This window comes from Thauera sp. DNT-1, from assembly GCF_055393985.1.
Genome location: NZ_AP043752.1, coordinates 2916324 through 2942247 on the forward strand (window position 1 = coordinate 2916324; position 25924 = coordinate 2942247).

Annotated in this window: 23 protein-coding genes and 1 pseudogene; 19 read left to right on the forward strand and 5 right to left on the reverse strand. The window is 69.9% G+C overall.

The annotated features are described in order from the left end of the window. Positions 1 to 105: 105 nt before the first annotated feature. Genes ACZ5PP_RS13430 through ACZ5PP_RS13445 form a run of 4 tightly spaced genes read left to right on the forward strand, consistent with a single transcriptional unit; the run spans position 106 to position 4824 of the window. On the forward strand, positions 106 to 1242 hold the full coding sequence (locus ACZ5PP_RS13430; RefSeq protein WP_043742085.1) for an acyl-CoA dehydrogenase family protein: 1137 nt from the start codon (positions 106 to 108) through the stop codon (positions 1240 to 1242). A gap of 16 nt (positions 1243 to 1258) precedes the next feature. Continuing rightward, a complete protein-coding gene (locus ACZ5PP_RS13435) occupies positions 1259 to 2458 on the forward strand; it encodes a thiolase family protein (RefSeq protein WP_043742086.1) in 1200 nt (399 codons plus the stop codon). 19 nt (positions 2459 to 2477) lie between these two features. Then, positions 2478 to 3245 carry an SDR family NAD(P)-dependent oxidoreductase gene (locus ACZ5PP_RS13440; RefSeq protein ID WP_004321104.1) on the forward strand — a complete coding sequence of 256 codons (768 nt, stop codon included), beginning with the start codon at positions 2478 to 2480 and terminating at the stop codon, positions 3243 to 3245. Between the two features lie 10 nt (positions 3246 to 3255). Next, positions 3256 to 4824: an acyl-CoA synthetase gene (locus tag ACZ5PP_RS13445; RefSeq protein ID WP_464826154.1), complete on the forward strand. Its 1569-nt coding sequence runs from the start codon at positions 3256 to 3258 to the stop codon at positions 4822 to 4824. Positions 4825 to 4858: 34 nt separating this feature from the next. Here ACZ5PP_RS13445 and ACZ5PP_RS13450 read toward each other — a convergent pair whose 3' ends face one another. Continuing rightward, a complete protein-coding gene (locus ACZ5PP_RS13450) occupies positions 4859 to 5350 on the reverse strand; it encodes an RrF2 family transcriptional regulator (protein ID WP_004321108.1) in 492 nt (163 codons plus the stop codon). 119 nt (positions 5351 to 5469) lie between these two features. On the opposite strand from ACZ5PP_RS13450, the gene ACZ5PP_RS13455 reads away from it, so the two are divergent. The 3 genes and pseudogenes from ACZ5PP_RS13455 to ACZ5PP_RS13465 all read left to right on the forward strand — a co-directional run. Next, on the forward strand, positions 5470 to 5826 hold the full coding sequence (locus ACZ5PP_RS13455) for a hemerythrin domain-containing protein (protein WP_004321110.1): 357 nt from the start codon (positions 5470 to 5472) through the stop codon (positions 5824 to 5826). Further along, positions 5823 to 6176 carry a ferredoxin FdxA gene (fdxA, locus tag ACZ5PP_RS13460; RefSeq protein WP_004321111.1) on the forward strand — a complete coding sequence of 118 codons (354 nt, stop codon included), beginning with the start codon at positions 5823 to 5825 and terminating at the stop codon, positions 6174 to 6176. The genes ACZ5PP_RS13455 and fdxA overlap by 4 nt, the downstream gene beginning before the upstream one ends. Before the next feature lie 104 nt (positions 6177 to 6280). Beyond that, positions 6281 to 7210: pseudogene (locus ACZ5PP_RS13465) on the forward strand (diguanylate cyclase domain-containing protein); the annotation flags it as partial. A gap of 164 nt (positions 7211 to 7374) precedes the next feature. Here ACZ5PP_RS13465 and ACZ5PP_RS13470 read toward each other — a convergent pair. Then, the gene (locus tag ACZ5PP_RS13470; protein ID WP_004321113.1) at positions 7375 to 8475 is read right to left on the reverse strand and encodes a methyl-accepting chemotaxis protein; all 1101 of its coding nucleotides are present in this window, start codon (positions 8473 to 8475) and stop codon (positions 7375 to 7377) included. Between the two features lie 171 nt (positions 8476 to 8646). Between ACZ5PP_RS13470 and ACZ5PP_RS13475 the strand changes: the two genes are divergently transcribed. After that, entirely contained in the window at positions 8647 to 9255 is a 609-nt protein-coding gene (locus ACZ5PP_RS13475; protein ID WP_004321114.1) for a MarC family protein, read from the forward strand. Positions 9256 to 9263: 8 nt separating this feature from the next. On the opposite strand, the gene ACZ5PP_RS13480 is transcribed toward ACZ5PP_RS13475, so the two are convergent. Next, positions 9264 to 10160 (reverse strand): LysR family transcriptional regulator, encoded by an 897-nt coding sequence (locus ACZ5PP_RS13480; protein ID WP_004321119.1) that lies wholly within the window; start codon positions 10158 to 10160, stop codon positions 9264 to 9266. A gap of 142 nt (positions 10161 to 10302) precedes the next feature. On the opposite strand from ACZ5PP_RS13480, the gene ACZ5PP_RS13485 reads away from it, so the two are divergent. Genes ACZ5PP_RS13485 through ACZ5PP_RS13500 form a run of 4 tightly spaced genes read left to right on the forward strand, consistent with a single transcriptional unit; the run spans position 10303 to position 14456 of the window. Then, the gene (locus tag ACZ5PP_RS13485) at positions 10303 to 11490 is read left to right on the forward strand and encodes an acyl-CoA dehydrogenase (protein ID WP_004321123.1); all 1188 of its coding nucleotides are present in this window, start codon (positions 10303 to 10305) and stop codon (positions 11488 to 11490) included. 17 nt (positions 11491 to 11507) lie between these two features. After that, entirely contained in the window at positions 11508 to 12731 is a 1224-nt protein-coding gene (locus tag ACZ5PP_RS13490; protein ID WP_043742092.1) for a CaiB/BaiF CoA transferase family protein, read from the forward strand. 40 nt (positions 12732 to 12771) lie between these two features. Then, positions 12772 to 13521, forward strand: coding sequence for an electron transfer flavoprotein subunit beta/FixA family protein (locus tag ACZ5PP_RS13495; protein WP_012584435.1), 750 nt, complete (start codon positions 12772 to 12774; stop codon positions 13519 to 13521). Positions 13522 to 13523: 2 nt separating this feature from the next. Beyond that, positions 13524 to 14456: an electron transfer flavoprotein subunit alpha/FixB family protein gene (locus tag ACZ5PP_RS13500; RefSeq protein WP_043742094.1), complete on the forward strand. Its 933-nt coding sequence runs from the start codon at positions 13524 to 13526 to the stop codon at positions 14454 to 14456. A gap of 74 nt (positions 14457 to 14530) precedes the next feature. On the opposite strand, the gene pdxR is transcribed toward ACZ5PP_RS13500, so the two are convergent. Then, on the reverse strand, positions 14531 to 16015 hold the full coding sequence (pdxR, locus tag ACZ5PP_RS13505; protein WP_004308175.1) for a MocR-like pyridoxine biosynthesis transcription factor PdxR: 1485 nt from the start codon (positions 16013 to 16015) through the stop codon (positions 14531 to 14533). A 120-nt stretch (positions 16016 to 16135) separates the two neighbouring features. On the opposite strand from pdxR, the gene ACZ5PP_RS13510 reads away from it, so the two are divergent. The 6 genes from ACZ5PP_RS13510 to gabT all read left to right on the forward strand — a co-directional run bounded on the left by ACZ5PP_RS13510 (position 16136) and on the right by gabT (position 23475). After that, the gene (locus ACZ5PP_RS13510; protein ID WP_043742097.1) at positions 16136 to 17242 is read left to right on the forward strand and encodes an ABC transporter ATP-binding protein; all 1107 of its coding nucleotides are present in this window, start codon (positions 16136 to 16138) and stop codon (positions 17240 to 17242) included. 87 nt (positions 17243 to 17329) lie between these two features. Continuing rightward, complete coding sequence (locus ACZ5PP_RS13515) at positions 17330 to 18370, forward strand: ABC transporter substrate-binding protein (RefSeq protein ID WP_138860561.1); 1041 nt, start codon at positions 17330 to 17332, stop codon at positions 18368 to 18370. 117 nt (positions 18371 to 18487) lie between these two features. Further along, positions 18488 to 19762: an ABC transporter permease gene (locus ACZ5PP_RS13520; RefSeq protein ID WP_012584440.1), complete on the forward strand. Its 1275-nt coding sequence runs from the start codon at positions 18488 to 18490 to the stop codon at positions 19760 to 19762. An 11-nt stretch (positions 19763 to 19773) separates the two neighbouring features. Continuing rightward, positions 19774 to 20598, forward strand: coding sequence for an ABC transporter permease (locus tag ACZ5PP_RS13525; protein ID WP_004314498.1), 825 nt, complete (start codon positions 19774 to 19776; stop codon positions 20596 to 20598). Positions 20599 to 20674: 76 nt separating this feature from the next. Beyond that, entirely contained in the window at positions 20675 to 22135 is a 1461-nt protein-coding gene (gene gabD / locus ACZ5PP_RS13530; RefSeq protein ID WP_043742100.1) for an NADP-dependent succinate-semialdehyde dehydrogenase, read from the forward strand. Positions 22136 to 22173: 38 nt separating this feature from the next. Continuing rightward, a complete protein-coding gene (gabT, locus tag ACZ5PP_RS13535; RefSeq protein WP_043742103.1) occupies positions 22174 to 23475 on the forward strand; it encodes a 4-aminobutyrate--2-oxoglutarate transaminase in 1302 nt (433 codons plus the stop codon). 37 nt (positions 23476 to 23512) lie between these two features. Here gabT and ACZ5PP_RS13540 read toward each other — a convergent pair whose 3' ends face one another. Further along, entirely contained in the window at positions 23513 to 24625 is a 1113-nt protein-coding gene (locus tag ACZ5PP_RS13540; RefSeq protein WP_012584443.1) for an NAD(P)/FAD-dependent oxidoreductase, read from the reverse strand. A 299-nt stretch (positions 24626 to 24924) separates the two neighbouring features. On the opposite strand from ACZ5PP_RS13540, the gene ACZ5PP_RS13545 reads away from it, so the two are divergent. Continuing rightward, a complete protein-coding gene (locus ACZ5PP_RS13545; RefSeq protein ID WP_004314492.1) occupies positions 24925 to 25875 on the forward strand; it encodes a TAXI family TRAP transporter solute-binding subunit in 951 nt (316 codons plus the stop codon). Positions 25876 to 25924: the final 49 nt, after the last annotated feature.

Below are 25924 nucleotides of genomic sequence, written 5' to 3' on the forward strand. Positions count from 1 at the left end.
GCGCTGCCCGAGCGCCTTCCACCCGCAATCCCCGTCGGCGTGCCCAGGCATGCCCGCCCCTTTATTGCCCGTCGTCTGCGCACGGCGGCTTCGCATGGAGACACCATGGACTTCCAGTTGAACCCGGAGCAGCGCGAGATCCGCGACCTGGCGCGCCGCTTCGCCGAGCGCGAGATCGCCCCCCGCGCCGCGCAGGCCGATCTCGACAAGGCTTTCCCGACCGAGGTGCACCAGCGCGCGCAGGAACTCGGCCTGCTCGGCATCAACCTGCCCGAGACGGTCGGCGGCGGCGGCCTCGGCTGCCTGGAGCTGGTGCTGGTCACCGAGGCCTTCTGCCGCGGCTGCCTGGGCATCGGCACCGCGCTGTGCGTGAACGCGCTCGCCACCGAGCCGATCGTCATCGCCGGAACCGATGCGCAGCGCAGCCGCTACCTCGGCGCCGCGGCCCGCGGTGCGCTCGCCAGCTTCGCGATGACCGAGCCCGGCGCCGGCTCCGACGTGGCCGGCATCCGCACCCGCGCCGAGCGCGTCGAGGGCGGCTATCGCCTCACCGGCAGCAAGATCTGGATCTCCAACGCCAACCTCGCCGAGTTCTTCGTCGTCTTCGCCAAGACCGCGCCGGACGGCGGCCACCGCGGCATGAGCGCCTTCATCGTGCCGCGCGCCAGCGCCGGCCTGACGGTGGGCGAGCCCTTGGGCAAGCTCGGCCAGCGCTGTTCGCCCACCTGCGAGGTCTTCCTCGACCAGGTCTTCGTGCCCGAGGACCACCGCCTCGGCGAGGAGGGCGGCGGCTTCGCGCTGGCGATGGCGGTGTTCGACCACTCGCGCCCGATGGTGGCCGCCTTCGGCGTCGGTCTCATCGAGCGCTGCCTCGACGAGTCGCTCGCCTACGCCACCCAGCGCAGCAGCATGGGCAAGCGCCTGATCGACCACCAGGCCGTGGCCCACAAGCTCGCCGAGATGCGCATGAAGCTCGAAGCCGCGCGCCTGCTCACCTACCAGTCGGCCTGGCTGCTCGACCAGGGCTGGCCGAACACCATCGAAGCCTCGATCGCCAAGGCCTTTGCCGCGGACGCGGCGATGTGGGCGGCGACCGAGGCGGTGCAGATCTTCGGCGGCATGGGCTACTCGACCGAGTACCCGGTGGAGAAGCTCTTCCGCGACGCCAAGGTGCTGCAGATCTACGAAGGCACCAGCGAGATCCAGCGCAACATCATCGCCCGCGAACTGCAGCGGGCCTGAACCCGAGGACCCGGAAATGAACCCAAGCAATCCATCGAACCCGAACGAGGCGCTGATCCTGGGCGCCGTGCGCACCCCCTTCGGCCGCCGCGGCGGCGCCCTGCGCGAGACCCGCCCGGACGAGCTCCTCGCCACCGTCATCGGCGGCGTGCTGGCGCGCACCGGCCTGCCTGGCGACAAGGTCGGCGACGTGCTCGCCGGCTGCGTCAGCCAAGCCGGAGAGCAGGGCGCCAACATCGCCCGCCAGGCGCTGCTGATCGCCGGCCTGCCCGCCGAGGTGCCGGGCGTGTCGATGAACCGCATGTGCGGCTCCAGCCAGTACGCCACCCACGCCGCGGCGCAGGCGGTGGCCGCGGGCGACCTCGACTTCGCCATCGGCTGCGGCGTCGAGAGCATGAGCCGGGTGCCGATGTTCCTCGACCTGACCCTGGGCCGGGGCGACTTCCGCGGCTTCGACAACTTGCACCCGAAGATCCTCGAACGCTTCGCCATCCCGCACCAGGTCGAGAGCGCCGAGCGCATCGCCGGGCAGTGGAAGATCTCGCGCACCGAAATGGACGACTACGCGATCGAGAGCCACCGCCGCGCCGAGGCCGCGCGTGCGGCCGGCGTGCACAGCGAGATCCTGCCGGTGGCGGGGGTGGACAAGGAGGGCGGGGCGATCACGCTCGCGCACGACGAGGGCATCCGCGCGGTCATCGACGTCGAGCGCATGCGCGCCATGCAGCCGGTGTTCCGCCAGCCCGGCGAGGGCGGCGTGACCGCGGCCAACGCCAGCCAGATGTCGGACGGCGCCGCTGCGGTGCTGGTGGGCCGCCGCGCCGCCGCCGAGGCGCTCGGCATCCGGCCGCGCGCCCGCTTCCGCGCCCGCGTCGCGGTCGGCTCCGACCCGGTGCTGCAGCTCACCGGGGTGATCCCGGCGGCGCGGCGCGCGCTCGAGATGGCCGGGCTGTCGATCCGCGACATGGACTGGATCGAGGTCAACGAGGCCTTCGCCAGCGTGGCGCTGTGCTTCGTGCGCGAGTTCGCGCCCGACCTGGATCGCCTCAACCCCTGGGGTGGGGCGATCGCCCACGGCCACCCGCTGGGCGGCAGCGGCGCCGGCCTGCTGGCCAAGATGCTCGCCGGCCTCGAATGCCGCGACGGCCGCTTCGGCCTGCAGGTCATGTGCATCGGCCACGGCATGGCCACCGCCACCGTCATCGAACGACTCTGAGACACAAGGAGCACACGCAATGAAGATCGCAAACTCGGTATTCCTGGTGACCGGCGGCGCCTCCGGGCTGGGCGCGGCCACCGCGCGCATGGTGGTCGAAGGCGGCGGCAGGGTGGTGCTCGCCGACCTCAACGAAGAGGCCGGCAAGGCGTTGGCGGCCGAACTCGGCGCGGCGGCCCGTTTCGTGCGCACCGACGTCACCGACGAGGCCTCGACGCAGGCGGCGGTCGAGGCCGCGGTGCAGGGCTGCGGGGGCCTGCACGGCCTGGTGTGCTGCGCGGGCGTGGCGCCGGGCGAGAAGGTGGTGGGCAAGGACGGCCCGCATGGTCTCGACCGCTTCGTTCGCGGCGTGATGATCAACCTTGTCGGCACCTTCAACCCGATCCGCCTCGCCGCCGCCGCGATGAGCAAGGCCGCGCCCAACGAGGAGGGCGAGCGTGGCGTGATCGTCACCACCGCCTCGGTCGCCGCCTTCGACGGCCAGATCGGCCAGGCGACGTATGCGGCGTCCAAGGCCGGCGTGGTCGGCATGACGCTGCCGATCGCGCGCGAGCTGGCACGCTACGGCATCCGCGTGATGAGCATCGCCCCCGGCATCTTCGAGACCCCGATGCTGCGCGGGCTGCCGCAGGCGGTGCAGGATTCGCTCGGCGAGATGGTGCCTTTCCCCTCGCGCCTCGGCCGCTCCAGCGAATATGCGCAGCTGGTGCGCTCGATCTGCGAGAACCCGATGTTGAACGGCGAGGTCATCCGTCTCGATGGCGCGATCCGCATGGCAGCCAAGTGAGGAGCCCGGCATGAACCCCGTACACACGACCATGATTCCCGCCGACGTCCGTCGTGCCGGGCGCAACCTGATCGGCGACGCCTTCGCGCGCTCGGTGCGCCGCAACCCCGAGCGCGAGGCGCTGCGCTTCGAGGGGCGCAGCTGGCGCTACGCCCAGCTCGACCGTGCCGCCAACCGCGTCGCCAACCGCCTGCTCGGCCTCGGCCTGGCGGTCGGCGATCGCGTCGCCGCCTATGGGCGCAATTCCGACGCCTACGTGCTGCTGTGGCTGGGCTGCGTGAAGGCGGGGCTGATCCACGTCCCGATCAACTACGCGCTGCTCGACGCCGAGCTGCGCTACATCGTCGAGCAGTCGGGCGCGCGTGCGTTGTTCTGCGACGCCGACATGGCGACCCACGTCGAGGCCCTCGGCAGCGACCTGCCCTGCGAATGGCGCGGCACGCTGCACGGCGGACACGAGCGCGACGTCCTCGAGTGGGCGCAGGCCGGCGGCACGGACACGGCCCCGGCGATCGCGCTCGACGAGGACGCCATCGCGCAGCTGCTGTACACCTCGGGCACCACCGCCGCGCCCAAGGGCGCGATGATGAGCCATCGTGCGCTGCTCGCCGAATACACCAGCACGCTGCTCGCCACCGACATCCGCGCCGAGGACTGCGCGCTCGCCGCGCTGCCGCTGTACCACTCGGCGCAGATGCACGTCTTCCTGATGCCGCAGCTGCTGGTGGGCGCGACCACCCTGCTGATCCAGGCGCCGCAGCCCGAGCGCTGCTTCGAGCTGATCGAGCGCGAGCGCGTGACGTCCTTCTTCGCCCCGCCCACGGTGTGGATCGCCTTCCTGCGTCATCCGGCCTTCGTGCCGGCGCGGCTGGCCTCGCTGCAGAAGGGCTACTACGGCGCCTCGATCATGCCGGTGCCGGTGGTGCAGGAGCTGGCCGCACGCCTGCCGGCGCTGCAGCTCTACAACTGCTATGGCCAGAGCGAGATCGCCCCGCTCGCCACCGTGCTGCGTCCGGAGGAACACGCCGAGCGCCCCGCGTCCGCAGGGCGGCCGATCTTCAACGTCGAAACCCGCATCGTCGACAGCGACCTCAACGACGTGCCTGCGGGCGAGATGGGCGAGATCGTGCACCGCTCGCCGCAGCTCATGAGCGGCTACTGGGACAAGCCGGAGGACACCGTGGCCAGCTTCCGCGACGGCTGGTTCCGTTCGGGGGACGTCGGCTACCTCGACGAGGCCGGCTACCTCTACATCACCGACCGCATCAAGGACATCATCAAGACCGGCGGCGTGGTGGTGGCGAGCCGCGAGGTGGAGGAGTGCCTGTACACCCACCCCGCGGTGGCCGAGGTCGCGGTGATCGGCCTGCCCGACGAGCGCTGGATCGAGGCGGTGACGGCGGTGGTGGCGCTCAAGCAGGGCGCGCAGGCCACGGCCGCAGAGCTGATCGCCCACGTGCATGCCCGGCTGGCGGCCTTCAAGGTGCCCAAGCGGGTGTTCTTCGTAGAGGACATGCCGCGCAACGCCTCCGGCAAGCTGCTCAAGCGCGAGCTGCGCGTGCGCTACGCGGAAACCTGAGCGCCCCGGGTGGCGGTACCCGTGCCGACTCGCCTCAGTCTGCCCGGGTGCCCGGCCTGATCTCGATCGTCGGCCGGGGGGCTTGCGCGTCCGCTTGCGGGATGCCGAGCACGGCGTGCAGCTGCCCGTCGTCGCCGATCAGGTCGGCGAGCGTGAGGCGGTCGAGGGCGGCAAAGAAGGCCTGCAGGGCGCCGGCCAGTGCGCCCTTGAGCCGGCAGGCCGGATCCAGCAGGCAGTGCGATCCCGATCCGAAGCACTCGACCAGCTCGAAGCTGGGCTCCATCCCGCGGACCACGTCGCCGAGACCGATCTGCGTCGCCGCACGCGCCAGCCGGAGTCCGCCGCCCTTGCCGCGCGCGCCGTCGACAAAACCCTTCGCCACCAGCCCGGTGACCACCTTCATCAGGTGGCTGCGCGAGATGTCGAAGCGTTCCGCCACTTCCTTGATGGTCACGCGTCGCTCGGTGCAGGTGCCGAGGTACATGAGCAGGCGAAGCGCGTAATCGGTGTGCTGGGTGATGTTCATCGCGAAGGTGCGCCGGGCGTATGGCGGGCTGCATGGTAGCAGCAATAGATTCATTTCTGTTGACTCTTTTAAAGATGCATTTAATATGTATCTTAAAGGCCTCGACCGAAGGAGCTGCCATGAAACGCCACCCCCATCTCGTCCGGCTGTCGCGCGAACACCATGCCGCGCTGCGGCTCGGCAGGCATCTGCTCGCCGGCGGCGCGGCGGCCGAGCTGCGCGCGGAACACGTCGCGCTCGTCACCCACTTTGCCGAGGAAGAGCGCGAGCTGGCCCCCTTGCTCGAAACGGGCGGTCACGGCGCACTCGCCGCGCGCCTGCGCGCCGAGCATGCCCACCTGAGGTCCCTGTTCGCCACCGCAGCGGACGGCGTGCGCGAGGCCGCGGCCGGGCAGGCGCTGATCGACCATGTGCGCTTCGAGGAGCGCGAACTGTTTCCGGCGATCGAAACCCTGTTCGAGGAAGTGCTGCCATGACCCATGTCGTCACCGAAGCCTGCATCCGCTGCAAATACACGGATTGCGTGAGCATGTGCCCGGTCGACGCCTTTCGCGAGGGGCCGAACTTCCTCGTGATCGACCCCGAGGAGTGCATCGACTGCACCCTGTGCGTCGCCGAGTGTCCGGTCGATGCGATCGTGCCGGAAGATGAGTTGAGCGACGAGCAGCGCGAATACCTCGCCCTCAACGCGGCGCTGGCGAAGGACTGGCCGCGTATCGTCGAGGCGCATGCGCCGCTGCCCGATGCCGATGCATGGGTGAAGGTGGCCGACAAGCGCGCGTGGCTCGACACGGCGCGGGCGGGCGACCCCGACGCGAAGGCATGAAACGGCGCCCGGGCGGGCGCCTGCACGCAATCCTCATGAACCGGGAAGAGGGTGGCAGCGGATACAGCGAGAAGGCGAGGACAGCGCACGCGAGATGCGCATCGATGCGGAGGAGATCGTGCATCCGCCGCAATCATGTGGACGATGGCTATGCCGAGATACGGCACGCGATCGCGAGCGGCAGCGAGGGCACGACCGTCCTCGACCTGCGCCGCGAGGACGGCGAGCGGCGCTGGGTGGAGCTCTTCCTCGCGCCGGTGCGCAACGAGGCCGACGCCGTCACGCATTACGTGGGGGGCCTCAACGACGTCACCCGGCGCAAGGACGCCGAGGAGCGCCTCAACCACCTCGCCAGCCACGATCCGCTGACCGGGCTGCCCAACTGGATGCTGTTCCATGACCGTCTCCGCCATGCGATCGCCCGCCGCAACCACGGTGCGCTGGCGGTGCTCCTCCTCGACCTCGACCGCTTCAAGCAGGTCAACGACGGCTACGGCCTCGACGTCGGCGACGCCTTGCTGCGCGAAGTCGCGGCACGCCTGTCGTCCTGCCTGCGGGCCGAGGACACCGTGGCCCGCCTCGGTGGAGACGAGCTCGTCGTCCTCATCGAGGACCTGCCCGGGACGGCGTTCGCGGCGAAGATCGCCGGCAAGATCGCCGCCCGCCTGGCCGAGCCGGTGCTCATCGGCGGGCGCACGCGTCCGGTGTCCGCCAGCGTGGGCATCGCCCTCCATCCGCGCGACGGCCGCGACCCGCAGACCCTGCTCGAGAATGCCGACACGGCGCTGTACCGTGCCAAGGAGTCGGGCCGGGGCGGGTTCTGCTTCTACGCCGGGGAGATGAACGCGCAGGCGCATCGGCGCCTCGACCTCGAGAACGGCCTGCGTCGCGCCCTCGCCGAGGGGCGGCTGGAGGTGCATTGCCAGTCCCAGGCGTCGCCCGGGGACGGACGCCTGTGCGGGGTGGAGGCGCTGGTGCGCTGGCGCCATCCGCGCGAGGGGACGATCGGGCCCGACGAGTTCATCCCGATCGCGGAGGAGACCGGCCTGATCGTTCCGCTCGGCCAACATGTGCTGCGCACGGCCTGCCTGCGAGGGCGACCGGCCGCTCTTGCCCGCACTGCGCGGATCCGGTCGCCGCTGCGCCCGGCGTCTGAGCGGCGCCCGTCGCGCACGCCGGATGCCGGCGCGGCGCGTACTCAGCGACCGACGGCCTTGTCCAGCATCCTGCCGAGGCCGCGCATCACCGTCAGGTTTGCCCGCTCCATCGCCTGCAGTTCGGCGAGCGCCTCCTCCAGTCGGCCCTGTGCGTGCAGTTCCACGGCGCGCCGCGCATGCACGTGCACCGCGCGATGCGGGTCTTCGAGTTCCCCGTAGCCCGGCAGCCCGGCGAAGTGCTCGCGTCCCTCGCCGTCGTAGTACCACTGGCCGAGGCGGCAGTGCCGCTCGTCGGGCAGGTCTGCGGGGCGCAGCGTCGATACGCCGAGGAAGACCTTGTACACCTCGAGCTTGAGCGCGAGTTCGTCGATGTTGGCGAGCTCGACGTTGGCGAGCAGGGCGGAAGAGGTCACCGCCCGTTCCATGCGGCGCGACAGCTCGAGCAGGTGCTTCATGCTGGAGACGGCCTGCGTGCTGTCCGCGGCGTGGCGTCCGGCGTCGGCGGCGCCGAACTCCATGACCTCCCGCGCGGCGCGCGTCTCGTCCTGGATGTTCTCGACCAGGGTGGCGATCTCGGTGGTGGCCTTCGCGGTGCGCTCGGCAAGCTTGCGCACCTCGTCCGCCACCACCGCGAAACCCCGTCCCGCGTCGCCGGCGCGCGCAGCCTCGATCGCCGCGTTGAGGGCGAGCAGGTTGGTCTGGTCGGCGATCTCCTTGATCAGGCGGACGATGCCGCCGATCTCCTCGGCCCGACGGCTCAGGATGCCGACGTTCCCCGACGCCTCGCCCATGCGCTCGAAGGTGGCGTGGAGATTGCCGGCGATCCGCTCGAACGCGGCGCGGCTGGTGTCGGACTGCGCCGCCGCTTCGAGCGCCGATGCCTTTTCCTGGTTGAGGGTGCCGGCGAGGCCCAGGAAGGATTCGCGCACGCCGCCGAGCGAGTCGCCAAAGCTGCCCAGGCTGGCGAACACGCCGCCCAGCACGGTACGCTCGCGGCGCAAGGCGTCGGTCTGCGCGCGCAGCTCGGACTGCTCCGCCTCGAGGTCGCGGATACGTTCCTGCAGGGCGGCGTTGGCCTGCTCGAGCAGCAGGTTCTCGGCTTCGCTGGCGCGCAGCCTGTCTCTCGGTCCGGAGAAGAACATCGGGGGCTCTGGTAGGATATTTAAAGTGGAGTATCAGATGAATCTTTTGGCCGGTCAAGCCGCGCATTGCGTCCGCGCCCACGTCGATTTGCGGTGGGTCCGGCCGGCATCGTAGTCTGCGCGTCGCGGGACGACGGCGGGGATGCCCGCCCGCCCGCAGGAGCAAATCGAATGGAATTCGCGAAGATCTTCATCACGCTGGCGGCCCTGATCAACCCCTTCGGCGCCATCCCGGCCTTCATCGGCCTGACCCAGGGGCAATCGTCCCTCGAACGCCGCCGCACCGCGCGTACCGCCGCACTGGCGACCGTCCTCGTCATCACCGTGACCGCGCTCGCCGGCCAGTACATCCTGGCGGGTTTCGGCATCACCGTGCCCTCGCTGCAGGTCGGTGGCGGCGTGCTGCTGTTCATCGTCGCGATCTCGATGTTCAACGCCCAGCCCGCGCCGAGCCGCACCACCCCCGAGGAAACCGACGAGGCCGCCGAGCGCGCCAACATCGCCGTGGTGCCGCTGACGATCCCGCTGCTGACCGGGCCGGGCACGGTCAGCACGGTGATCATCTACGCCGACCAGGGTACGCGAACGGTGCTGATGCTGCTCGGCGCCGGCCTCGTGATGGGCGTCGTGGTGTGGTTCGCCTTCAACCTGGCCGGTCCGATCAGCCGCCTGGCCGGGCGCACCGGACTCAACATCATGACCCGGCTGATGGGCCTGGTGCTGGCGGCGCTCGCGGTGGAGTTCATCGCAGCGGGCATCCGTGCCTATGTGAACGCCTGAGGGCGCCCCTACAGCGGCGTGGCGCGCGCTTCCTCGACCAGCCATTCGCGGAAGTTCGTCAGCGCCGGCCGTTCCGCCTTGCCCTCGGGCACGATCAGGTAGTACGCCCGCGTGCTCGGGAAGCTGCGCAGGCAGGGGCTGATCAGGCTGCCGGCGGCGAGCTCCTGCTGGATCAGGAAGGGCGGGATCAGCGCCACGCCCATGCGCTCGATCGCCGCCTGCGCGAGCATCGAGAACAGCTCCAGGCGCATGCCGCCCATGTCGTTCGCGGGGCGCACGCCGGCCGAGGCGAACCACTGCCGCCAGGCGTAGGGGCGGGTGGTCTGCTGCAGCAGCGGCAGCTCGGCGACCTCGTCCGGGCTCATCTGCTCGCGCACGCCGGGCAGGGCCGGGCTGCATACCGGCACCGGATATTCCCGCATCAGGAAGTGCGCCTCGGTGCCCGGCCAGCCGGTGTCGCCGAAGTAGATCGCGGCGTCGAACTCGGTCTGGTCGAAGAGGAACGGCCGCGTCTGGGTGTGCATGTTCACCACCACGTCCGGGTTCCGCGCCTGGAAGCCGGCCAGGCGGGGCAGCAGCCAGCGCGTGGCGAAGGTCGGCACGACGGCCAGCTCGAGCACGCTGCCGGCGCCGTGGTGTGCCATGACCGCGAGCGTGTCGTGCTCGATCGCATCCAGCCGCGGGGCGATCTGGCGGCTGTAGCTCAGTCCTGCCTCGGTGAGCTGCACGCCGCGCCGGGTGCGGCGGAACAGCGGCACGCCGAGGAAGTCCTCGAGCGCGCCGATCTGCCGGCAGATCGCGCTCTGCGTGAGCGCGAGCTCCTCGGCGGCGCGGGTGAAGCTCTCGTGGCGCGCGGCGGCCTCGAAGGCGAGCAGCGCGGCGGTGCTGGGGATCTTCTTGCGCATGGCGGTCGAGATTTTCTTTCGGAGTTCCGGAAAGGCACAGATTACTGCAGAAATATCGCTTGAGCTGCGCTTCCGGAGTTCATAGGATGCGAATCACACACAGGCAGCCGCCTGCACGACCGATCGCACGAGGAGACACGACATGGCTTCGAACAAGGCTAGCTTCAACTGGGAAGACCCGCTGCTGCTCGACCTGCAGCTGACCGAGACCGAGCGCATGGTGCGCGACACGGCGCGCGCCTACAGCCAGGACAAGCTGCTGCCGCGCGTGCAGGAGGCCTTCCGCCACGAGAAGACCGATGCCGCGATCTTCCGCGAGATGGGCGAACTCGGTCTGCTCGGCGCCACCATCCCCGAGCAGTACGGCGGCTCCGGCCTCAACTACGTGTGCTACGGCCTGATCGCCCGCGAGGTCGAGCGTGTCGACTCCGGCTACCGTTCGATGATGAGCGTGCAGAGCTCGCTGGTGATGGTGCCGATCAACGAATTCGGTACCGAGGCGCAGAAGCAGAAGTACCTGCCCAAGCTCGCCACCGGCGAATGGATCGGCTGCTTCGGCCTCACCGAGCCGAACCACGGCTCCGACCCGGGCTCCATGATCACCCGTGCGCGCAAGGTCGATGGCGGCTTCAGCCTCTCCGGCAGCAAGATGTGGATCACCAACAGCCCGATCGCCGACGTGTTCGTGGTGTGGGCCAAGGACGACGAAGGCCAGATCCGCGGCTTCATCCTCGAGAAGGGCTGGAAGGGCCTCTCCGCGCCCGCCATCCACGGCAAGGTCGGCCTGCGTGCCTCGATCACCGGCGAGATCGTCATGGACGAGGTCTTCGTGCCGGAAGAGAACGCCTTCCCGACCGTGCGCGGGCTCAAGGGCCCCTTCACCTGCCTCAACTCGGCGCGCTTCGGCATCGCCTGGGGTGCGCTCGGCGCCGCCGAGGCCTGCTACGAGACCGCCCGCCAGTACACGATGGACCGTAACCAGTTCGGCCGTCCGCTCGCCGCCAACCAGCTCATCCAGAAGAAGCTCGCCGACATGCTGACCGAGATCACCCTCGGCCTGCAGGCGGTGCTGCGCGTGGGCCGCATGAAGGACGAGGGCATCGCCCCGGTCGAGATCACCTCGATCATCAAGCGCAACTCCTGCGGCAAGGCGCTCGACATCGCCCGCATGGCGCGCGACATGCTCGGCGGCAACGGCATCTCGGACGAGTACCCGGTGGCCCGCCACCTGGTGAACCTCGAGGTGGTCAACACCTACGAGGGCACCCACGACGTGCATGCGCTGATCCTCGGCCGCGCCATCACCGGCCTCGCCGCGTTCAGCAACTGAGTCCCCGGAGACCCCCGATGCCCGGCGCCCTGTCGCACATCCGCGTCCTCGACCTGTCTCGCATTCTGGCCGGCCCCTGGGCCGGGCAGATGCTCGCCGATCTCGGCGCGGACGTGATCAAGGTCGAGCGTCCGGGTGCCGGCGACGACACCCGCGGCTGGGGGCCGCCCTGGCTCAAGGACGAGCAGGGCGCCGACACCGACGTGGCGGCGTATTACCTGTGCGCCAACCGCAACAAGCGCTCGATCACCATCGACATCACCCAGGCCGAGGGCCAGGCGCTGGTGCGCCGGCTCGCCGCCGAGTCCGACGTGGTGCTGGAGAACTTCAAGGTCGGCGGCCTGGCGCAGTACGGCCTCGATTATGACAGCCTGAAGGCGGTCAATCCGCGCCTGGTGTACTGTTCGATCACCGGCTTCGGCCAGGACGGGCCGTATGCGCCGCGCGCCGGCTACGACTTCCTGATCCAGGGCCTGGGCGGGCTGATGAGCATCACCGGCCGGCCCGACGGCGAGGAGGGCGGTGGCCCGATGAAGGTGGGCGTGGCGCTCACCGACATCCTCACCGGCCTGTACGCCACCAACGCCGTGCTCGCCGCGCTGGCCTGGCGCGAGCGCAGCGGCGAAGGCCAGTACATCGACATGGCACTGCTCGACGTGCAGGTGGCCTGCCTCGCCAACCAGGCGGGCAACTACCTCGCCACCGGGCAGAGCCCGAAGCGGCTGGGCAATGCGCACCCCAACATCGTGCCCTACCAGGATTTTCCGACCGCCGACGGCTACATGATCCTCGCCATCGGCAACGACGGGCAGTTCGCGCGCTTCTGCGCGGCCGCCGGTGCGCCGCAGCTCGCGACCGACGAACGCTTCGCCACCAACCGCGCGCGCGTGGTCAATCGCGCCACGCTGATCCCGCTGCTGAAGAAGCTCACCGTCGAGCGCGGCACCGCGGAGTGGATCACGAAGCTCGAGGCGCTCGCCGTGCCCTGCGGTCCGATCAACACCCTGGCCGACGTCTTCGCCGACCCGCAGGTGCAGGCGCGCGAGATGAAGGTGACGATGCCGCATCCGGTCGCCGGCCAGTTGCCGCTCGTCGCCAGCCCGATGAAGCTCTCGGCCACGCCGGTGGACTACCGCCTGCCGCCGCCGATGCTCGGCGAGCACACCGACGAGATCCTCGCCGCAACGCTCGGTCTCGATGCCGGGGCGATCGCCCGCCTGCGTGCGGACGGCGTGGTCTGAGCCGGAACAAGAACACAGAAGACGAACACAAGGGAACAGCATGAAGATCCTCGTACCCGTAAAGCGCGTGGTGGATTACAACGTCAAGGTTCGCGTCAAGGCCGACGGCAGCGGCGTGGACCTGGCCAACGTCAAGATGAGCATGAACCCCTTCGACGAGATCTCCGTCGAGGAGGCGGTGCGCCTGAAGGAAGCGGGCGTGGCCACCGAGGTGGTGGCGGTGTCGTGCGGCGTGGGCGCCTGCCAGGAGACCCTGCGCGCGGCGATGGCGATCGGTGCCGACCGCGGCATCCTGGTCGAGACCGACGTCGAGCTGCAGCCGCTGGCGGTGGCCAAGCTCCTGAAGGCGGTGTGCGACAAGGAGCAGCCGCAGCTGGTGATCTGCGGCAAGCAGGCGATCGACGACGACGCCAACCAGACCGGCCAGATGCTGGCGGCGCTGGCGGGCTGGCCGCAGGCGACCTTCGCGTCCAAGGTGACGCTGGCCGACGGGAAAGCCGCGGTGACGCGCGAGATCGACGGCGGCCTCGAGACCCTGTCGGTGAAGCTGCCGGCGGTGGTGACCACCGACCTGCGCCTGAACGAGCCGCGCTACGCGACGCTGCCCAACATCATGAAGGCCAAGAAGAAGCCGCTCGACACCGTGAAGCCGGCCGACCTGGGCGTGGATGTCGCGCCGCGTCTGGCCACGCTCAAGGTCGCCGAGCCGCCCAAGCGCAGCGCCGGCGAGCGCGTGGCCGACGTGGCCCAGCTGATCGACAAACTCAAGAACGTTGCGAAGGTGATCTGAACATGGCCATTCTCGTCATTGCCGAACACGACAATCAATCGATCAAGGCGGCCACGCTCAACACCGTGAGCGCGGCCGCGAAGCTGGGCGGCGACGTCCATGTGCTGGTGGCCGGCGCCGGTTGCGCAGCCGCGGCCGATGCGGCGGCGAAGGTCGCCGGCGTCGCCAAGGTGCGGGTGTGCGACGCGCCGCAGTACGAGGCGCAGACCGCGGAGAACGTCGCCGAGCTGGTCAAGGGTCTGGCGGGCGGCTACAGCCACGTGCTCGCGCCGGCGACGCCGGCGGGCAAGAACATGCTGCCGCGCGTGGCCGCGCTGCTGGATGTGGCGCAGATCAGCGACATCGTCGCGGTCGAGTCCGCCGACACCTTCGTGCGCCCGATCTACGCCGGCAACGCGCTCGCCACCGTCAAGAGCGCCGACGCGATCAAGCTGATCACCGTGCGCACCACCGCGTTCGACGCGGCCGAAGCCGGCGGCAACGCCGCGCCGGTGGAGGCGGTCGCGGCGGCGGCCGACCTGGGCGTGACCGCGCTGGTCGGTCGCGAGATCGTCAAGAGCGCGCGCCCCGAACTGGGCGCGGCCAAGGTCATCGTCTCCGGCGGTCGCGGCCTGGGCAGCGGCGACAACTACCACAAGCTGCTCGAGCCGCTCGCCGACAAGCTCGGCGCCGCGCTCGGCGCCTCGCGCGCGGCGGTGGACGCGGGCTACGTGCCCAACGACTACCAGGTCGGCCAGACCGGCAAGATCGTCGCGCCGCAGCTCTACATCGCGGTCGGCATCTCGGGCGCGATCCAGCACCTGGCCGGCATGAAGGACTCCAAGGTGATCGTGGCGATCAACAAGGATCCCGAAGCGCCGATCTTCCAGGTCGCCGACTACGGCCTCGTGGCCGACCTTTTCGACGCAGTCCCCGCGCTCGTTGCGGCGGCCTGAGTCCTACCCGCCTCTCCCCCTCTGCGGCTCGTCCGGTCCGTTTCGACCGGCGGCCGCATTTTTTTCGTCCGCGTTCAGCGGCTTCCTGTCGGCAGGAGACCGTGGATCAGCCGCACCAGCTTGAGTGCCGGGGCCTCGATCTGCTCCACCGGGACCGCCGCGAAGCCGAGGTTCATGCCGGGGCGCCGGTTGGCGGCGTCGATCGCGTAGAGCGACAGCGGCCGCATCACCACGCCCTCGCGCAGCGCCTGCGATGAGAGCAGCACGTCGTCGAGCGGGCGCTCGAAGTGGACCGGGATGTGCAGGCCGGCGAGGCCGCCGGCCGGCGTGGCGATGCCGGCGAGGTGGCGCCGCAGCACCTCGATGAGGCGGTCGCGGCGCTCCTCGTAGATGCCGCGCATGCGGCGGATATGGGTGGTGAAATGGCCGCCGTCGATGAACTCGGCCAGCGCCGCCTGCTCGAGCATGCGGCCCTCGCGGTAGAGCTCGGCGTTGCCGGTGGTGAAGGCCTCGACGAGATCCTCCGGCACCACCAGGTAGGCCAGGCGCAGGCCGGGATACATCACCTTGCTGAAGGTGCCGACGTAGATCACCCGTTGCGCCGCCGACAGGCCGAACAGCGAGGCCACCGGGTGGTCGTGGTAGCGGATCTCGTTGTCGTAGTCGTCCTCGATGATCCAGATGCGGTTCTTCTCGGCGTATTCGAGCAGGCGGAGCCGGCGTTCGAGCGACATCACCGCCCCGGTCGGGTACTGGCTCGAGGGCGACACGAAGATCAGGCGCGGCGGATGGTCCCAGTCCTCGGCCTGCGGATGGATGCCCTGCGCGTCCACCGGCACCGGGTGGATGGCGAGATCGCAGGCGGACAGCACGTTGCGTGCCCCCCAGTAGCCCGGATCCTCCATCCACGCCACGTCGCCGACGTCGGCGAGCATGCGCGCGCACAGGTCGAGCGCCTGGTGCGAGCCGTTCAGGATCAGGATCTGCTGCGGGCTGCACGACATCATGCGGGTCACGCGCAGGTATTCGGCGAGCACCAGCTTCAGCGGCCCGTAGCCGCCGTAGCCGTACTGTGCGAGGTGGCGCTGCTCGAGCCGCATCTGCTTGGCGACCAGCTTGCGCCAGGTGGCGAAGGGAAAATGGGTGACGTCCGGGAAGCCGGGCATGAATGCGCCCGCCTGCACGCGGCTCGACAGCGCATCGGCGGCGATCCGGCACCCCCTTTTCGACAATCCCTCGCTGCGCGCGCCGACCATCCGCCGCGGTTTTTGCTGCGGCGCGGTAGCGGCCACGGCGTCGGAGACGAAGGTGCCCGAGCCCACCCGGCTGTCCAGGTAGCCCTCGACGATGAGCTGGTCGTACACCCGCACCACGGTGTTGCGCCCCAAGGCCAGATCCGCCGCCAGGGTGCGGGTGGGCGGCAGCGCGGTGCCGGGGGCGAGGCGGCGCGCGATGATGGCCTCGCGGATGGCGAGGTAGAGGCGCGCGCGGGCGCTGGACGAGGGCGCCTGTTCCGCATAAGCGTGGGCGATGAGCTCGCAGCTGAGTCGGCAATCCATTGCAGTGCAGCAAAAATTGGTTCTATTAAATTATAAGTAATTGGATCAAGCCTGGGCCAATTCGTGGCCTAGGATTCGATCGCCAGAGCGCACAGCGCCCCTTGCAGGAGACGGAGACAGATGGAAGCGGTCCACAACAGCCAGGCAGCCCACGTCAGCTTTCGCAACGTCCAGAAGACCTACGACGGCGAAACCCTCATCGTGCGGGACCTGAATCTCGACATTCGCCGCGGCGAGTTCCTCACCCTGCTCGGGCCGTCCGGTTCGGGCAAGACCACCTGCCTGATGATGCTCGCCGGCTTCGAGACGCCCACCGGCGGCGAGATCCGCCTCGACGGCGAGGTCATCAACCGGGTGCCGCCCTACCGCCGCAACATCGGCATGGTGTTCCAGAACTATGCGCTGTTTCCGCACATGACGGTGGCCGACAACCTGCGCTTCCCGCTGCGCGTGCGCAAGCTGGCGGCGAACGAGGTCGAGGCGCGGGTGAAGCGCGCGCTCGGCATGGTGCAGCTCGAGGCCTTCGGCAACCGCTACCCGCAGCAGCTCTCCGGCGGCCAGCAGCAGCGCATCGCGCTCGCCCGCGCGCTCGTGTTCGATCCCCAGCTGGTGCTGATGGACGAGCCGCTCGGCGCGCTCGACAAGAACCTGCGCGAGCGCATGCAGCTCGAGATCAAGCACATCCAGCAGAACCTCGGCATCACGGTGGTGTTCGTCACCCACGACCAGAGCGAGGCGCTGACCATGTCGGACCGCATCGCGGTGTTCAACCAGGGGGTCATCCAGCAGATCGACGCCCCCGAGACCCTGTACGAATACCCCGCGAACTCCTTCGTCGCCGACTTCATCGGCGAGAACAACGCGCTCGACGGCACCGTGGTCGCGGTGGCGGGCGAGGAGTGCGACGTGCGCCTGGACTGCGGCACGCTGCTGCGCGCGCGCACCGGCAACGTCGGCGCCGGCGGCCGCACCCGCATCGCGGTGCGCCCGGAGCGCGTGCGGCTCGCCGGGGAGGAGGGCGGCACCAACCGGCTCGACGCCACCGTGCGCGAGCTGATCTATCTCGGCGACCAGATCCGCCTGCGCATCGAACTCGCCGGCAAGCACGAATTCACCATCAAGGCGCCGGTCTCGCAGCTCGACCGCTCGCTGCGCCCCGGCGACGCGATCCGCGTCGGGCTCGATCCGGCGCACACGCGGGCGCTCGACGTGCCCGCGGCGCACTGAGGCATCCGCCCACCGCCGCATCCGCAGTCCCGGCCGGCCGCCGGTCTTCACCCGCAGCACCCACATAACCAGAACCGGAGACACATCATGAAGCACGCCGCATCCTTCCTTCGCGCCGCCGTCCTCGTCGCCCTCGGGGGCGCCGTCGGCACCGCATCGGCCGACATCACCGTCATCTCCTTCGGCGGCGCCTCGCAGAAGGCGCAGGACAAGGCCTACTACGCGCCCTTCACCAAGGCCACCGGGGTCAAGGTCGTCGCCGGCGAGTACAACGGCGAGCAGGCCAAGGTGAAGGCCATGGTCGAGGCCGGCAACGTGACCTGGGACGTGCTCGAGGTCGAGTCGCCCGAGCTGGTGCGCGGCTGCGAGGAAGGCCTGTTCGAGAAGATCGACTTCGCGCAGGTGGGCGACAAGGCCGATTTCGTCCCTGCCGCCGTGAGCGAATGCGGTGTCGGCATCTTCGTGTGGTCGACCGCGCTCGCCTACAACGCCGACCGCCTCAAGGAGGCGCCGACGTCCTGGGCGGACTTCTGGAACGTAGACAAATTCCCCGGCAAGCGCGGGCTGCGCAAGGGCGCGAAGTACACCCTCGAGTTCGCCCTGCTCGCCGATGGCGTGCCGACGAGCGAGGTCTACAAGGTGCTCGCCACCCCGGCCGGTGTCGACCGCGCCTTCGCCAAGCTCGACAAGCTCAAGGCCAACATCCAGTGGTGGGAGGCCGGCGCGCAGCCGCCGCAGCTGCTCGCCTCGGGCGACCTGGTCATGAGCGCCGCCTACAACGGCCGCATCTCCGCCGCGCAGGTCGAAGGCAAGAACCTCAAGGTGGTGTGGAACGGCAGCATCTACGACGTCGATTCGTGGACCATCCCCAAGGGCTCGCCGAAGAAGGCGGAGGCGCTCAAGTTCATCCGCTTCGCCAGCCAGCCGGAGAACCAGGCGGTGTTCTCGGGCGAGATCGCCTACGGCCCGGTCAACCTGAAGGCGGTGCCGGCGATCGACGCCAAGGTCGCCGCCGGCCTGCCGACCGCGCCCGAGAACATGAAGGGCGCGATGGCGACCGATACCGAGTTCTGGGTCGAGCACGGCGAGAACCTCGAGCAGCGCTTCAACGCCTGGGCCGCGCGCTGAGCGCTGCCTTCGTCGCATGCCCGTGCGCGGGCATGCCCGTGCCGCCGCGGGCGTCCGGCCCGCGCTGGCGGCCGCAACGCGCGGCCACCGTCTCCATCTGCCCGAACGGACTCGTCCATGAGCACTGCCGTCGACACCTCCGCTGCCGTTCCCTTGCCCGCCGAGGGCAATGGCACGCCGCTGAAGAAGCGCCTGCGCCGCGCCGAGCGCCGCCGCAACCTGCTCTTCGGCGCCCTGATCCTGCCGCTCGCGCTGGTGGTGCTGGTGGCCTTCATCTGGCCGATCGGCTCGCTGCTGACGATCGGTGTCGATAACCCCGAGATCCACGACAACCTGCCGCGCACGCTGGCCGCGCTCGAGGACTGGGACGGTCGCGCGCCACCGGCCGAGGCCGCCTTCCGCGCGCTCGCCGACGAGCTCGCCGCGGCCAAGGGCTCGCCGGCGATCGCCGCGATCGCCAAGCGCCTGAACCGCGAGGACGCCGGCTACCGCAGCCTGGTCATGAAGACCGCGCGCAAGCTGCCGCTCGATCCTGCCGTGCCGGCGCGCGAGGCGCTGCTGGCGATCGACGCGCAGTGGGGCGAGCTCGCCACCTGGCAGGCGATCCACCGCGCCGGCGGCGCGCTGACGCCGTTCTACCTGCTCGCCGCGATCGACCGCACGATCGACGCCGACGGCAACATCGTCGCCGCCCCCGCGGACGAGCGCATCTATGTGGACGTGCTGCTGCGCACCTTCTGGATGAGCCTGGTCGTGACCGTGTGCTGCCTGGTGCTCGGCTTCCCGGTGGCCTACCTGATGGCGAATCTGTCCACCCGCCACAGCAACATGCTGATGGTCTTCGTGCTGCTGCCGTTCTGGACCTCGGTGCTGGTGCGGGTGGCGGCGTGGATCGTGCTGCTGCAGAACGAGGGCCTGGTGAACCGCCTGCTGATGTGGCTCGGCCTCACCGACAGCCCGCTCCAGCTCCTCTTCAACCGCTTCGGCGTGTATGTGGCGATGGTCCACATCCTGCTGCCCTTCATGGTGCTGCCGCTGTACTCGGTGATGAAGGGCATCTCGCCGGTGTATGTGCGCGCCGCGCTCTCGCTCGGCTGCCCGCCCTTCCGCAGCTTCTGGAAGATCTACTTCCCGCAGACCCTGCCCGGCATCGGCGCCGGCGGCCTGCTCGTGTTCATCATGTGCATGGGCTACTACATCACGCCCGCGCTGCTCGGCGGTCCGAAGGAGCAGATGCTGAGCTACTTCATCGCCTTCTACACCAACCAGACGATCAACTGGGGCATGGCCGCCGCGCTTTCCGCGGTGCTGCTGGCGGCGACCCTGCTGCTGTACATGGTCTATGCCCGCTATCTCGGGCCGACCCGGGTCAAGTACATGAAGGCGCGCTGAGGACGACGACGATGCTGCAACCCTACGCTTCGCCCGTGGAACGGGCATGGTATTACGGCATGCGCGGGCTGGTCGGGCTGATCCTGGCCTTCCTGTTCCTGCCCATCCTGGTCATCGTGCCGCTGTCCTTCAACGCCGACAGCTTCCTGATGTACCCGATGTCGGGCTTCTCGCTGCGCTGGTACGAGGAGTTCGCCACCTCGCCGGCCTGGCGCCAGGCGCTGATGAACAGCCTGATCGTGTCGCCGCTCGCCACCCTGCTGGCGATGGTGCTCGGCACGCTGGCCTCGATCGGCCTGGTGCGCGCCGATTTTCCCGGCAAGGCGCTGCTCACCGCGGTGCTGATCTCGCCGATGGTGGTGCCGGTGGTGGTGATCGGCGTGGCGATGTACATCTTCTTCGCCCCGCTCGGCCTCACCGGCAGCTACACCGGCCTGGTGCTGGCGCATGCCATCCTCGGCGTGCCCTTCGTCGTCACCACGGTGACCGCGACGCTGCAGGGCTTCGACTTCAACCTGGTGCGCGCGGCCTCCAGCCTTGGCGCCAACCCGCTCACCACCTTCTTCCGCGTCACCCTGCCGATGGTCGCGCCCGGGATCATCTCGGGCGGCCTGTTCGCCTTCGCCACCTCCTTCGACGAGGTCGTGGTCACGCTCTTCCTCGCCAGCCCCGAGCAGGCGACGCTGCCGCGGCAGATGTTCGCCGGCATCCGCGAGAACATCAGCCCGACCATCGCGGCAGTCGCGACCATCCTGATCGTGCTGTCGACGCTGATGCTGATGACGCTCGAATGGTTGCGCCGGCGCGCCGAGCGCATGCGTGGCGCGCGCCGCTGAGCGCCGCGCTCGCGCCACCCCCGGCACCGACTCCAAGAACCCAAGCTTTCCCCCGACCACCCGACGGACCCCGACCATGAGCCTGAACCTGAAAGATCCCGACCTCTTCCGCACCCGCTGCCATGTCGATGGGCAGTGGATCGACGCCGACGACGGCGCCACCACGAGCATCCGCAACCCGGCCACGGGCGAGGTGCTCGGCACCATCCCGCGCATGGGCGCGGCCGAGACCCGGCGCGCCATCGCGGCCGCCAACGCCGCATGGCCGGCGTGGCGTGCGCTGACCGCCGGCGCGCGCGCGAAGATCCTGCGGCGCTGGTTCGAGCTCATCCTCGCCAACCAGGAAGACCTCGCCGTGCTGATGACCAGCGAGCAGGGCAAGCCGCTCGCCGAGGCGCGCGGCGAGGTGCTCTACGCCGCCTCCTTCATCGAGTGGTTCGCCGAGGAAGGCAAGCGCATCTACGGCGACGTGATCCCCGGCCACCAGCCCGACAAGCGCATCGTCGTCACCAAGGAGCCGATCGGGGTGTGCGCGGCGATCACGCCGTGGAACTTCCCCGCGGCGATGATCACGCGCAAGGCCGGCCCGGCGCTCGCGGCCGGATGCACGATGGTGCTCAAGCCCGCCACGCAGACGCCGTACTCGGCGCTCGCGCTGGCGGTGCTCGCCGAGCGCGCGGGGATTCCCAAGGGCGTGTTCAGCGTGCTCACCGGCGGCGCGGCCGAGATCGGCGGCGAGCTCACCGCCAACCCGATCGTGCGCAAGCTCACCTTCACCGGCTCCACCGAGATCGGCGTCAAGCTGATGTCGCAGTGCGCGCCGAGCGTCAAGAAGCTCTCGCTCGAGCTCGGCGGCAATGCGCCCTTCATCGTCTTCGACGATGCCGACCTCGACGCCGCGGTCGAGGGCGCGATCGCTTCCAAATACCGCAACACCGGCCAGACCTGCGTGTGCGCCAACCGCCTGCTGGTGCAGGACGGTGTGTACGACGCCTTCGCCGCCAGGCTCGCCGCCGCGGTGGCGCGCCTGAAGGTGGGCAACGGCCTCGCCGAGGGCAGCACCCAGGGCCCGCTGATCGACATGAACGCGGTGGCCAAGGTCGAGGAGCACATCGCCGACGCGGTGGAGAAGGGCGCGCGCGTGCTCGCCGGCGGCAAGCGCCACGCGCTCGGCGGCAGCTTCTTCGAGCCCACCATCCTGGCCGACGTGACCCCGGCGATGAAGGTGGCGCGCGAGGAGACCTTCGGCCCGGTGGCGCCGCTGTTCCGCTTCAAGGACGAGGCCGAGGCGATCCGCATGGCCAACGACACCGAGTTCGGCCTCGCCGCCTATTTCTTCGCCAACTCGATGAACCGCGTGTGGCGCGTCGCCGAGGCGCTCGAGTACGGCATCGTCGGCATCAACACCGGAATCATCTCGACCGAGGTCGCGCCCTTCGGCGGCATGAAGTCCTCCGGCCTCGGCCGCGAAGGTTCCAAGTACGGCATCGAGGACTACCTCGAGGTCAAGTATCTGTGCATGGGCGGCGTGCAGTGAGCCGCCGTCCCCCCCAAGCGAATCGACAGGAGACACCCATGAACGCCAACACCATCCCCCCCGGCCTGCACAACGCCGACTTCATGGCCCGTCGCGCCGCCGCGCTGCCGCGCGGCGTGGGCCAGGCCCACCCGCTGTTCGCCACCAAGGCCCTCAATGCCGAGGTGTGGGACGTCGAAGGCCGCCGCTTCATCGATTTCGTCGCCGGCATCGCCGTGGTCAACACCGGTCACTGCCACCCGCGCGTGGTCGCCGCGGCGCAGGCGCAGCTCACCCACTTCAGCCACACCTGCTTCCAGGTCGTGGCCTACGACGGCTACCTGCGCCTGGCCGAGCGCCTCAACGCGCTCGCCCCGGGCGATGCGGCGAAGAAGACCATGCTGGTGAGCACCGGCGCCGAGGCGGTCGAGAACGCGGTCAAGATCGCGCGCGCCTTCACCGGCCGCCCGGGCGTGATCGCCTTCAACGGCGCGTTCCACGGCCGCACGCTGCTCGCGCTCGGCCTCACCGGCAAGGTCGACCCCTACAAGCTCGGCGTCGGCCCCTTCCCTGGCGAGATCTACCATGCCCCCTATCCCTGCGCGTTGCACGGCATCAGCGTGGAGGACGCCATCCACGGCATCGAGCTGCTGTTCAAGAACGACATCGAGGCGCGTCGCGTCGCCGCCTTCATCGTCGAGCCGGTGCAGGGCGAGGGTGGCTACTACCCCGCGCCCGCCGAGTTCCTGCAGCGCCTGCGCGCGCTCGCCGACAAGCACGGCATTCTGCTGATCGCCGACGAGATCCAGTCCGGCATCGGCCGCTGCGGCAAGATGTTCGCGGTCGAACACAGCGGCGTGGTGCCCGACATCATCACCCTGGCCAAGGGCCTCGGCGGCGGCTTCCCGGTCGCGGCGGTGGTGGGCCGTGCCGAGGTCATGGACGCGCTCGCCCCGGGCGGCCTCGGCAGCACCTATGCCGGCGCGCCGATGGCCTGCGCCGCCGCGCTCGCCGTGCTCGACGTGATGGAAGAGGAGAAGCTGTGCGAGCGCGCGCTCGCGATCGGCGAGCACATGCAGCGCCGCCTGCGCGACATGGCGGCGCGCCACAAGTGCATCGGCGACGTGCGCGGCCTGGGCGCGATGGTGGCGGTGGAGTTCTTCCACGATGGCGACCATGCGCGTCCGGCGCCGGAGATCGCCAAGGCGGTGATCGCCGCGGCGCTGCAGCGCGGCCTGTTGCTGCTGTCCTGCGGCAGCTACGGCAACGTGCTGCGCCTGATGGTGCCGCTCACCATCGAGCAGGCGGTGCTCGACGAAGGCCTCGACCTCCTCGCCGCGGCGATGGACGCCGCGGCCTGATCGGGGTCGGACCTGTGCGCCGGGGAGCGCTGCGGAGTCAGCGCCCCTCGGCCGCGAGCAGCGCCGCGACGTGCTCGCCGATCGCGAGCGCCGCGGTGAGGCCGGGCGATTCGATGCCGTAGAGATGCACCAGCCCCGGCGTGCCATGCGCCGACGGGCCGTCGATGCGGAAGTCGGCGTCGGGCTCGCCGGGGCCGACGATCTTCGGGCGCACGCCGGCATAGCCCGGCTGCAGCCGCTGCGCGTCCAGGTCCGGCCACCAGCGCCGGATCGCGCCGGCGAAACGCTCCACGCGCGTTGGATCCACGGTGTAGTCCGGCGCGGCGATCCACTCCACGTCGGGACCGAACTTCGCCTGTCCGCCCAGATCCAGGGTCAGGTGCACGCCCAGCCCGCCCGGCTCCGGGATCGGGTAGATCAGGCGCGAGAACGGCGCCTTGCCCGCGTAGCTGAAATACACCCCGCGCGCGTAATGCGCCTGAGGCGCCTGCGCAGAGGCCGGAGCCAGGATCGCGCGCCCGAGCGCCGGCGCATCCAGCCCCGCGGCGTTCACCACCCGCTTTGCCTTCAGCGCGGTGGCGGCCTCGCCTCCGATGCGCAGCACGATGCCGTCGGCCTCCGCGCGGCCCTCCAGCACCGGGCTGCCGAGCGCCAGCATCGCGCCATGGCGCTCGGCCTCGCCGAGCAGCGACAGCATCAGGCCGTGGCTGTCGACGATGCCGGTCGAGGGCGACAGCAGCGCGCCGTGGCCGGCGAGCGCCGGCTCGAGCGCGGTGAGCTCGGCGGCGTCGATGTGGCGCAGGTCGTCCACGCCGTTGGCGCGCGCGCGTTCGGCGATCGCCTGCAGGGCCGGCGCCTGCGTCGCGGTGCTGGCGACCACCAGCTTGCCGCAGCGCGCATGGTTGACTCCGTGCTGCGCGCACCAGGCGTACAGGCGCTGGCGGCCCTCCACGCACAGGCGGGCCTTGAGCGAGCCGGGCGGGTAGTACAGCCCGGCGTGGATCACCTCGCTGTTGCGGGCGCTGATGCCGGTGCCGAAGGCGGTCTCGCGCTCGACGATCACGACCTCGCGCCTGCTGCGGGCGAGGCTGTGCGCACAGGCGAGGCCGACCACGCCGGCGCCGATCACGACGGTATCGACTGTTTCCATGGGGTTGGGACGGCTGGACGCGTGTGCGAGCGTAGGCCGGAAGGGTTGCGGAGCGGCGGTTGTAGCAGATCGCCCACGCGCCGGGGAAGAGGGGGAATCCCCGGGATAGACCCCTGGGGTCGCCCGTGCGCAACCGCCGCTGCGCGGGATTCGAAGTGCGCAAGTGGCGGCCGGACGCGTTCGCCTATCAGGGAAAACGCCGAGCACCGCGGTGGTGCGCTGCGGGCGGGGGTGTTGTTAAAGTGTGGCTGTCCATCGATGGGCAGATAATCGATATTTATTCCAAGGAGGAGTCATCGATGAAGTCCCTGATCCGCAAGTGCGCCCTCGGCACCGTGTTCGTCGCCATGACCACCGCGGCCTCGGCCGCCACCTTCGTGAACGTGCTGACCGGCGGCACCAGCGGGGTGTACTACCCGCTCGGCGTCACCCTGTCGCAGCTCTACGGCGAGATCATTCCCGACAGCAAGGTCCAGGTGCAGGCCACCAAGGCCTCGGCGGAGAACCTCAACCTGCTGCAGGCGGGCCGTGGCGAGATCGGCTTCTCGCTTGCCGACTCGGTGTCCGACGCCTGGAAGGGCAACGCCGATGCGGGCTTCGCCAAGCCGCTCGACAAGCTGCGTGCGATCGCCTCGGTCTACCCCAACTACATCCAGATCGTCGCCCTGGCCGACGCCGACGTGAAGACGCTCGCCGACCTCAAGGGCAAGCGCATCTCGGTCGGCGCGCCGCGCTCGGGAACGGAGATCAACGCGCGTGCCATCCTGAAGGCCGCGGGCCTCTCCTACGCGGACTTCGCCAAGGTCGAATACCTGCCCTTCGGCGAATCGGTCGAGCTGATGAAGAACCGTCAGATCGACGTCACCCTGCAGTCGGCCGGCCTCGGCGTGGCGGCGCTGCGCGACCTGTCGGCGGCGGTGAAGGTCAACTTCGTGCCGGTGCCGGCCGAGGTGGTGGCCAAGGTGGGCGACCCCGCCTACCGTGCGGCCGCGGTCCCGGCCAACACCTACGAGGGCCAGGCCGCCGAGGTGCCGACGGTGGCGATCAACAACCTGCTCGTGACCAACGACAAGGTCTCGAACGAGGTCGCCTACCAGATGACCAAGGGCCTCTTCGACAACCTCGAGCGGCTGGGCAACTCGCACTCCGCCGGCCGCCAGATCAAGCTCGAGAAGGCGGTCGAAGGCCTGCCGATCCCGCTCCATCCGGGTGCGGAGAAGTTCTATCGCGAGAAGGGCCTGATCCAGTAAGCCCTCTCGCCCGCCGCCCGGGTGCGCATCGCCGCGCCTGGGCGGGCCG

What these genes read in the sequence shown, in the direction of transcription:
- ACZ5PP_RS13445 (WP_464826154.1), top strand. Translation starts at nt 3,256, where the DNA reads ATGAACCCCGTACACACGACCATGATTCCCGCCGACGTCCGTCGTGCC.
- ACZ5PP_RS13520 (WP_012584440.1), top strand. Translation starts at nt 18,488, where the DNA reads ATGAGCACTGCCGTCGACACCTCCGCTGCCGTTCCCTTGCCCGCCGAG.
- ACZ5PP_RS13500 (WP_043742094.1), top strand. Translation starts at nt 13,524, where the DNA reads ATGGCCATTCTCGTCATTGCCGAACACGACAATCAATCGATCAAGGCG.
- ACZ5PP_RS13545 (WP_004314492.1), top strand. Translation starts at nt 24,925, where the DNA reads ATGAAGTCCCTGATCCGCAAGTGCGCCCTCGGCACCGTGTTCGTCGCC.
- ACZ5PP_RS13490 (WP_043742092.1), top strand. Translation starts at nt 11,508, where the DNA reads ATGCCCGGCGCCCTGTCGCACATCCGCGTCCTCGACCTGTCTCGCATT.
- pdxR (WP_004308175.1), bottom strand. Translation starts at nt 16,015, where the DNA reads ATGGATTGCCGACTCAGCTGCGAGCTCATCGCCCACGCTTATGCGGAA.
- ACZ5PP_RS13510 (WP_043742097.1), top strand. Translation starts at nt 16,136, where the DNA reads ATGGAAGCGGTCCACAACAGCCAGGCAGCCCACGTCAGCTTTCGCAAC.
- ACZ5PP_RS13475 (WP_004321114.1), top strand. Translation starts at nt 8,647, where the DNA reads ATGGAATTCGCGAAGATCTTCATCACGCTGGCGGCCCTGATCAACCCC.
- fdxA (WP_004321111.1), top strand. Translation starts at nt 5,823, where the DNA reads ATGACCCATGTCGTCACCGAAGCCTGCATCCGCTGCAAATACACGGAT.
- ACZ5PP_RS13440 (WP_004321104.1), top strand. Translation starts at nt 2,478, where the DNA reads ATGAAGATCGCAAACTCGGTATTCCTGGTGACCGGCGGCGCCTCCGGG.
- ACZ5PP_RS13455 (WP_004321110.1), top strand. Translation starts at nt 5,470, where the DNA reads ATGAAACGCCACCCCCATCTCGTCCGGCTGTCGCGCGAACACCATGCC.
- ACZ5PP_RS13450 (WP_004321108.1), bottom strand. Translation starts at nt 5,350, where the DNA reads ATGAACATCACCCAGCACACCGATTACGCGCTTCGCCTGCTCATGTAC.
- ACZ5PP_RS13430 (WP_043742085.1), top strand. Translation starts at nt 106, where the DNA reads ATGGACTTCCAGTTGAACCCGGAGCAGCGCGAGATCCGCGACCTGGCG.
- ACZ5PP_RS13480 (WP_004321119.1), bottom strand. Translation starts at nt 10,160, where the DNA reads ATGCGCAAGAAGATCCCCAGCACCGCCGCGCTGCTCGCCTTCGAGGCC.
- gabT (WP_043742103.1), top strand. Translation starts at nt 22,174, where the DNA reads ATGAACGCCAACACCATCCCCCCCGGCCTGCACAACGCCGACTTCATG.
- ACZ5PP_RS13485 (WP_004321123.1), top strand. Translation starts at nt 10,303, where the DNA reads ATGGCTTCGAACAAGGCTAGCTTCAACTGGGAAGACCCGCTGCTGCTC.
- gabD (WP_043742100.1), top strand. Translation starts at nt 20,675, where the DNA reads ATGAGCCTGAACCTGAAAGATCCCGACCTCTTCCGCACCCGCTGCCAT.
- ACZ5PP_RS13540 (WP_012584443.1), bottom strand. Translation starts at nt 24,625, where the DNA reads ATGGAAACAGTCGATACCGTCGTGATCGGCGCCGGCGTGGTCGGCCTC.
- ACZ5PP_RS13525 (WP_004314498.1), top strand. Translation starts at nt 19,774, where the DNA reads ATGCTGCAACCCTACGCTTCGCCCGTGGAACGGGCATGGTATTACGGC.
- ACZ5PP_RS13495 (WP_012584435.1), top strand. Translation starts at nt 12,772, where the DNA reads ATGAAGATCCTCGTACCCGTAAAGCGCGTGGTGGATTACAACGTCAAG.
- ACZ5PP_RS13435 (WP_043742086.1), top strand. Translation starts at nt 1,259, where the DNA reads ATGAACCCAAGCAATCCATCGAACCCGAACGAGGCGCTGATCCTGGGC.
- ACZ5PP_RS13515 (WP_138860561.1), top strand. Translation starts at nt 17,330, where the DNA reads ATGAAGCACGCCGCATCCTTCCTTCGCGCCGCCGTCCTCGTCGCCCTC.
- ACZ5PP_RS13470 (WP_004321113.1), bottom strand. Translation starts at nt 8,475, where the DNA reads ATGTTCTTCTCCGGACCGAGAGACAGGCTGCGCGCCAGCGAAGCCGAG.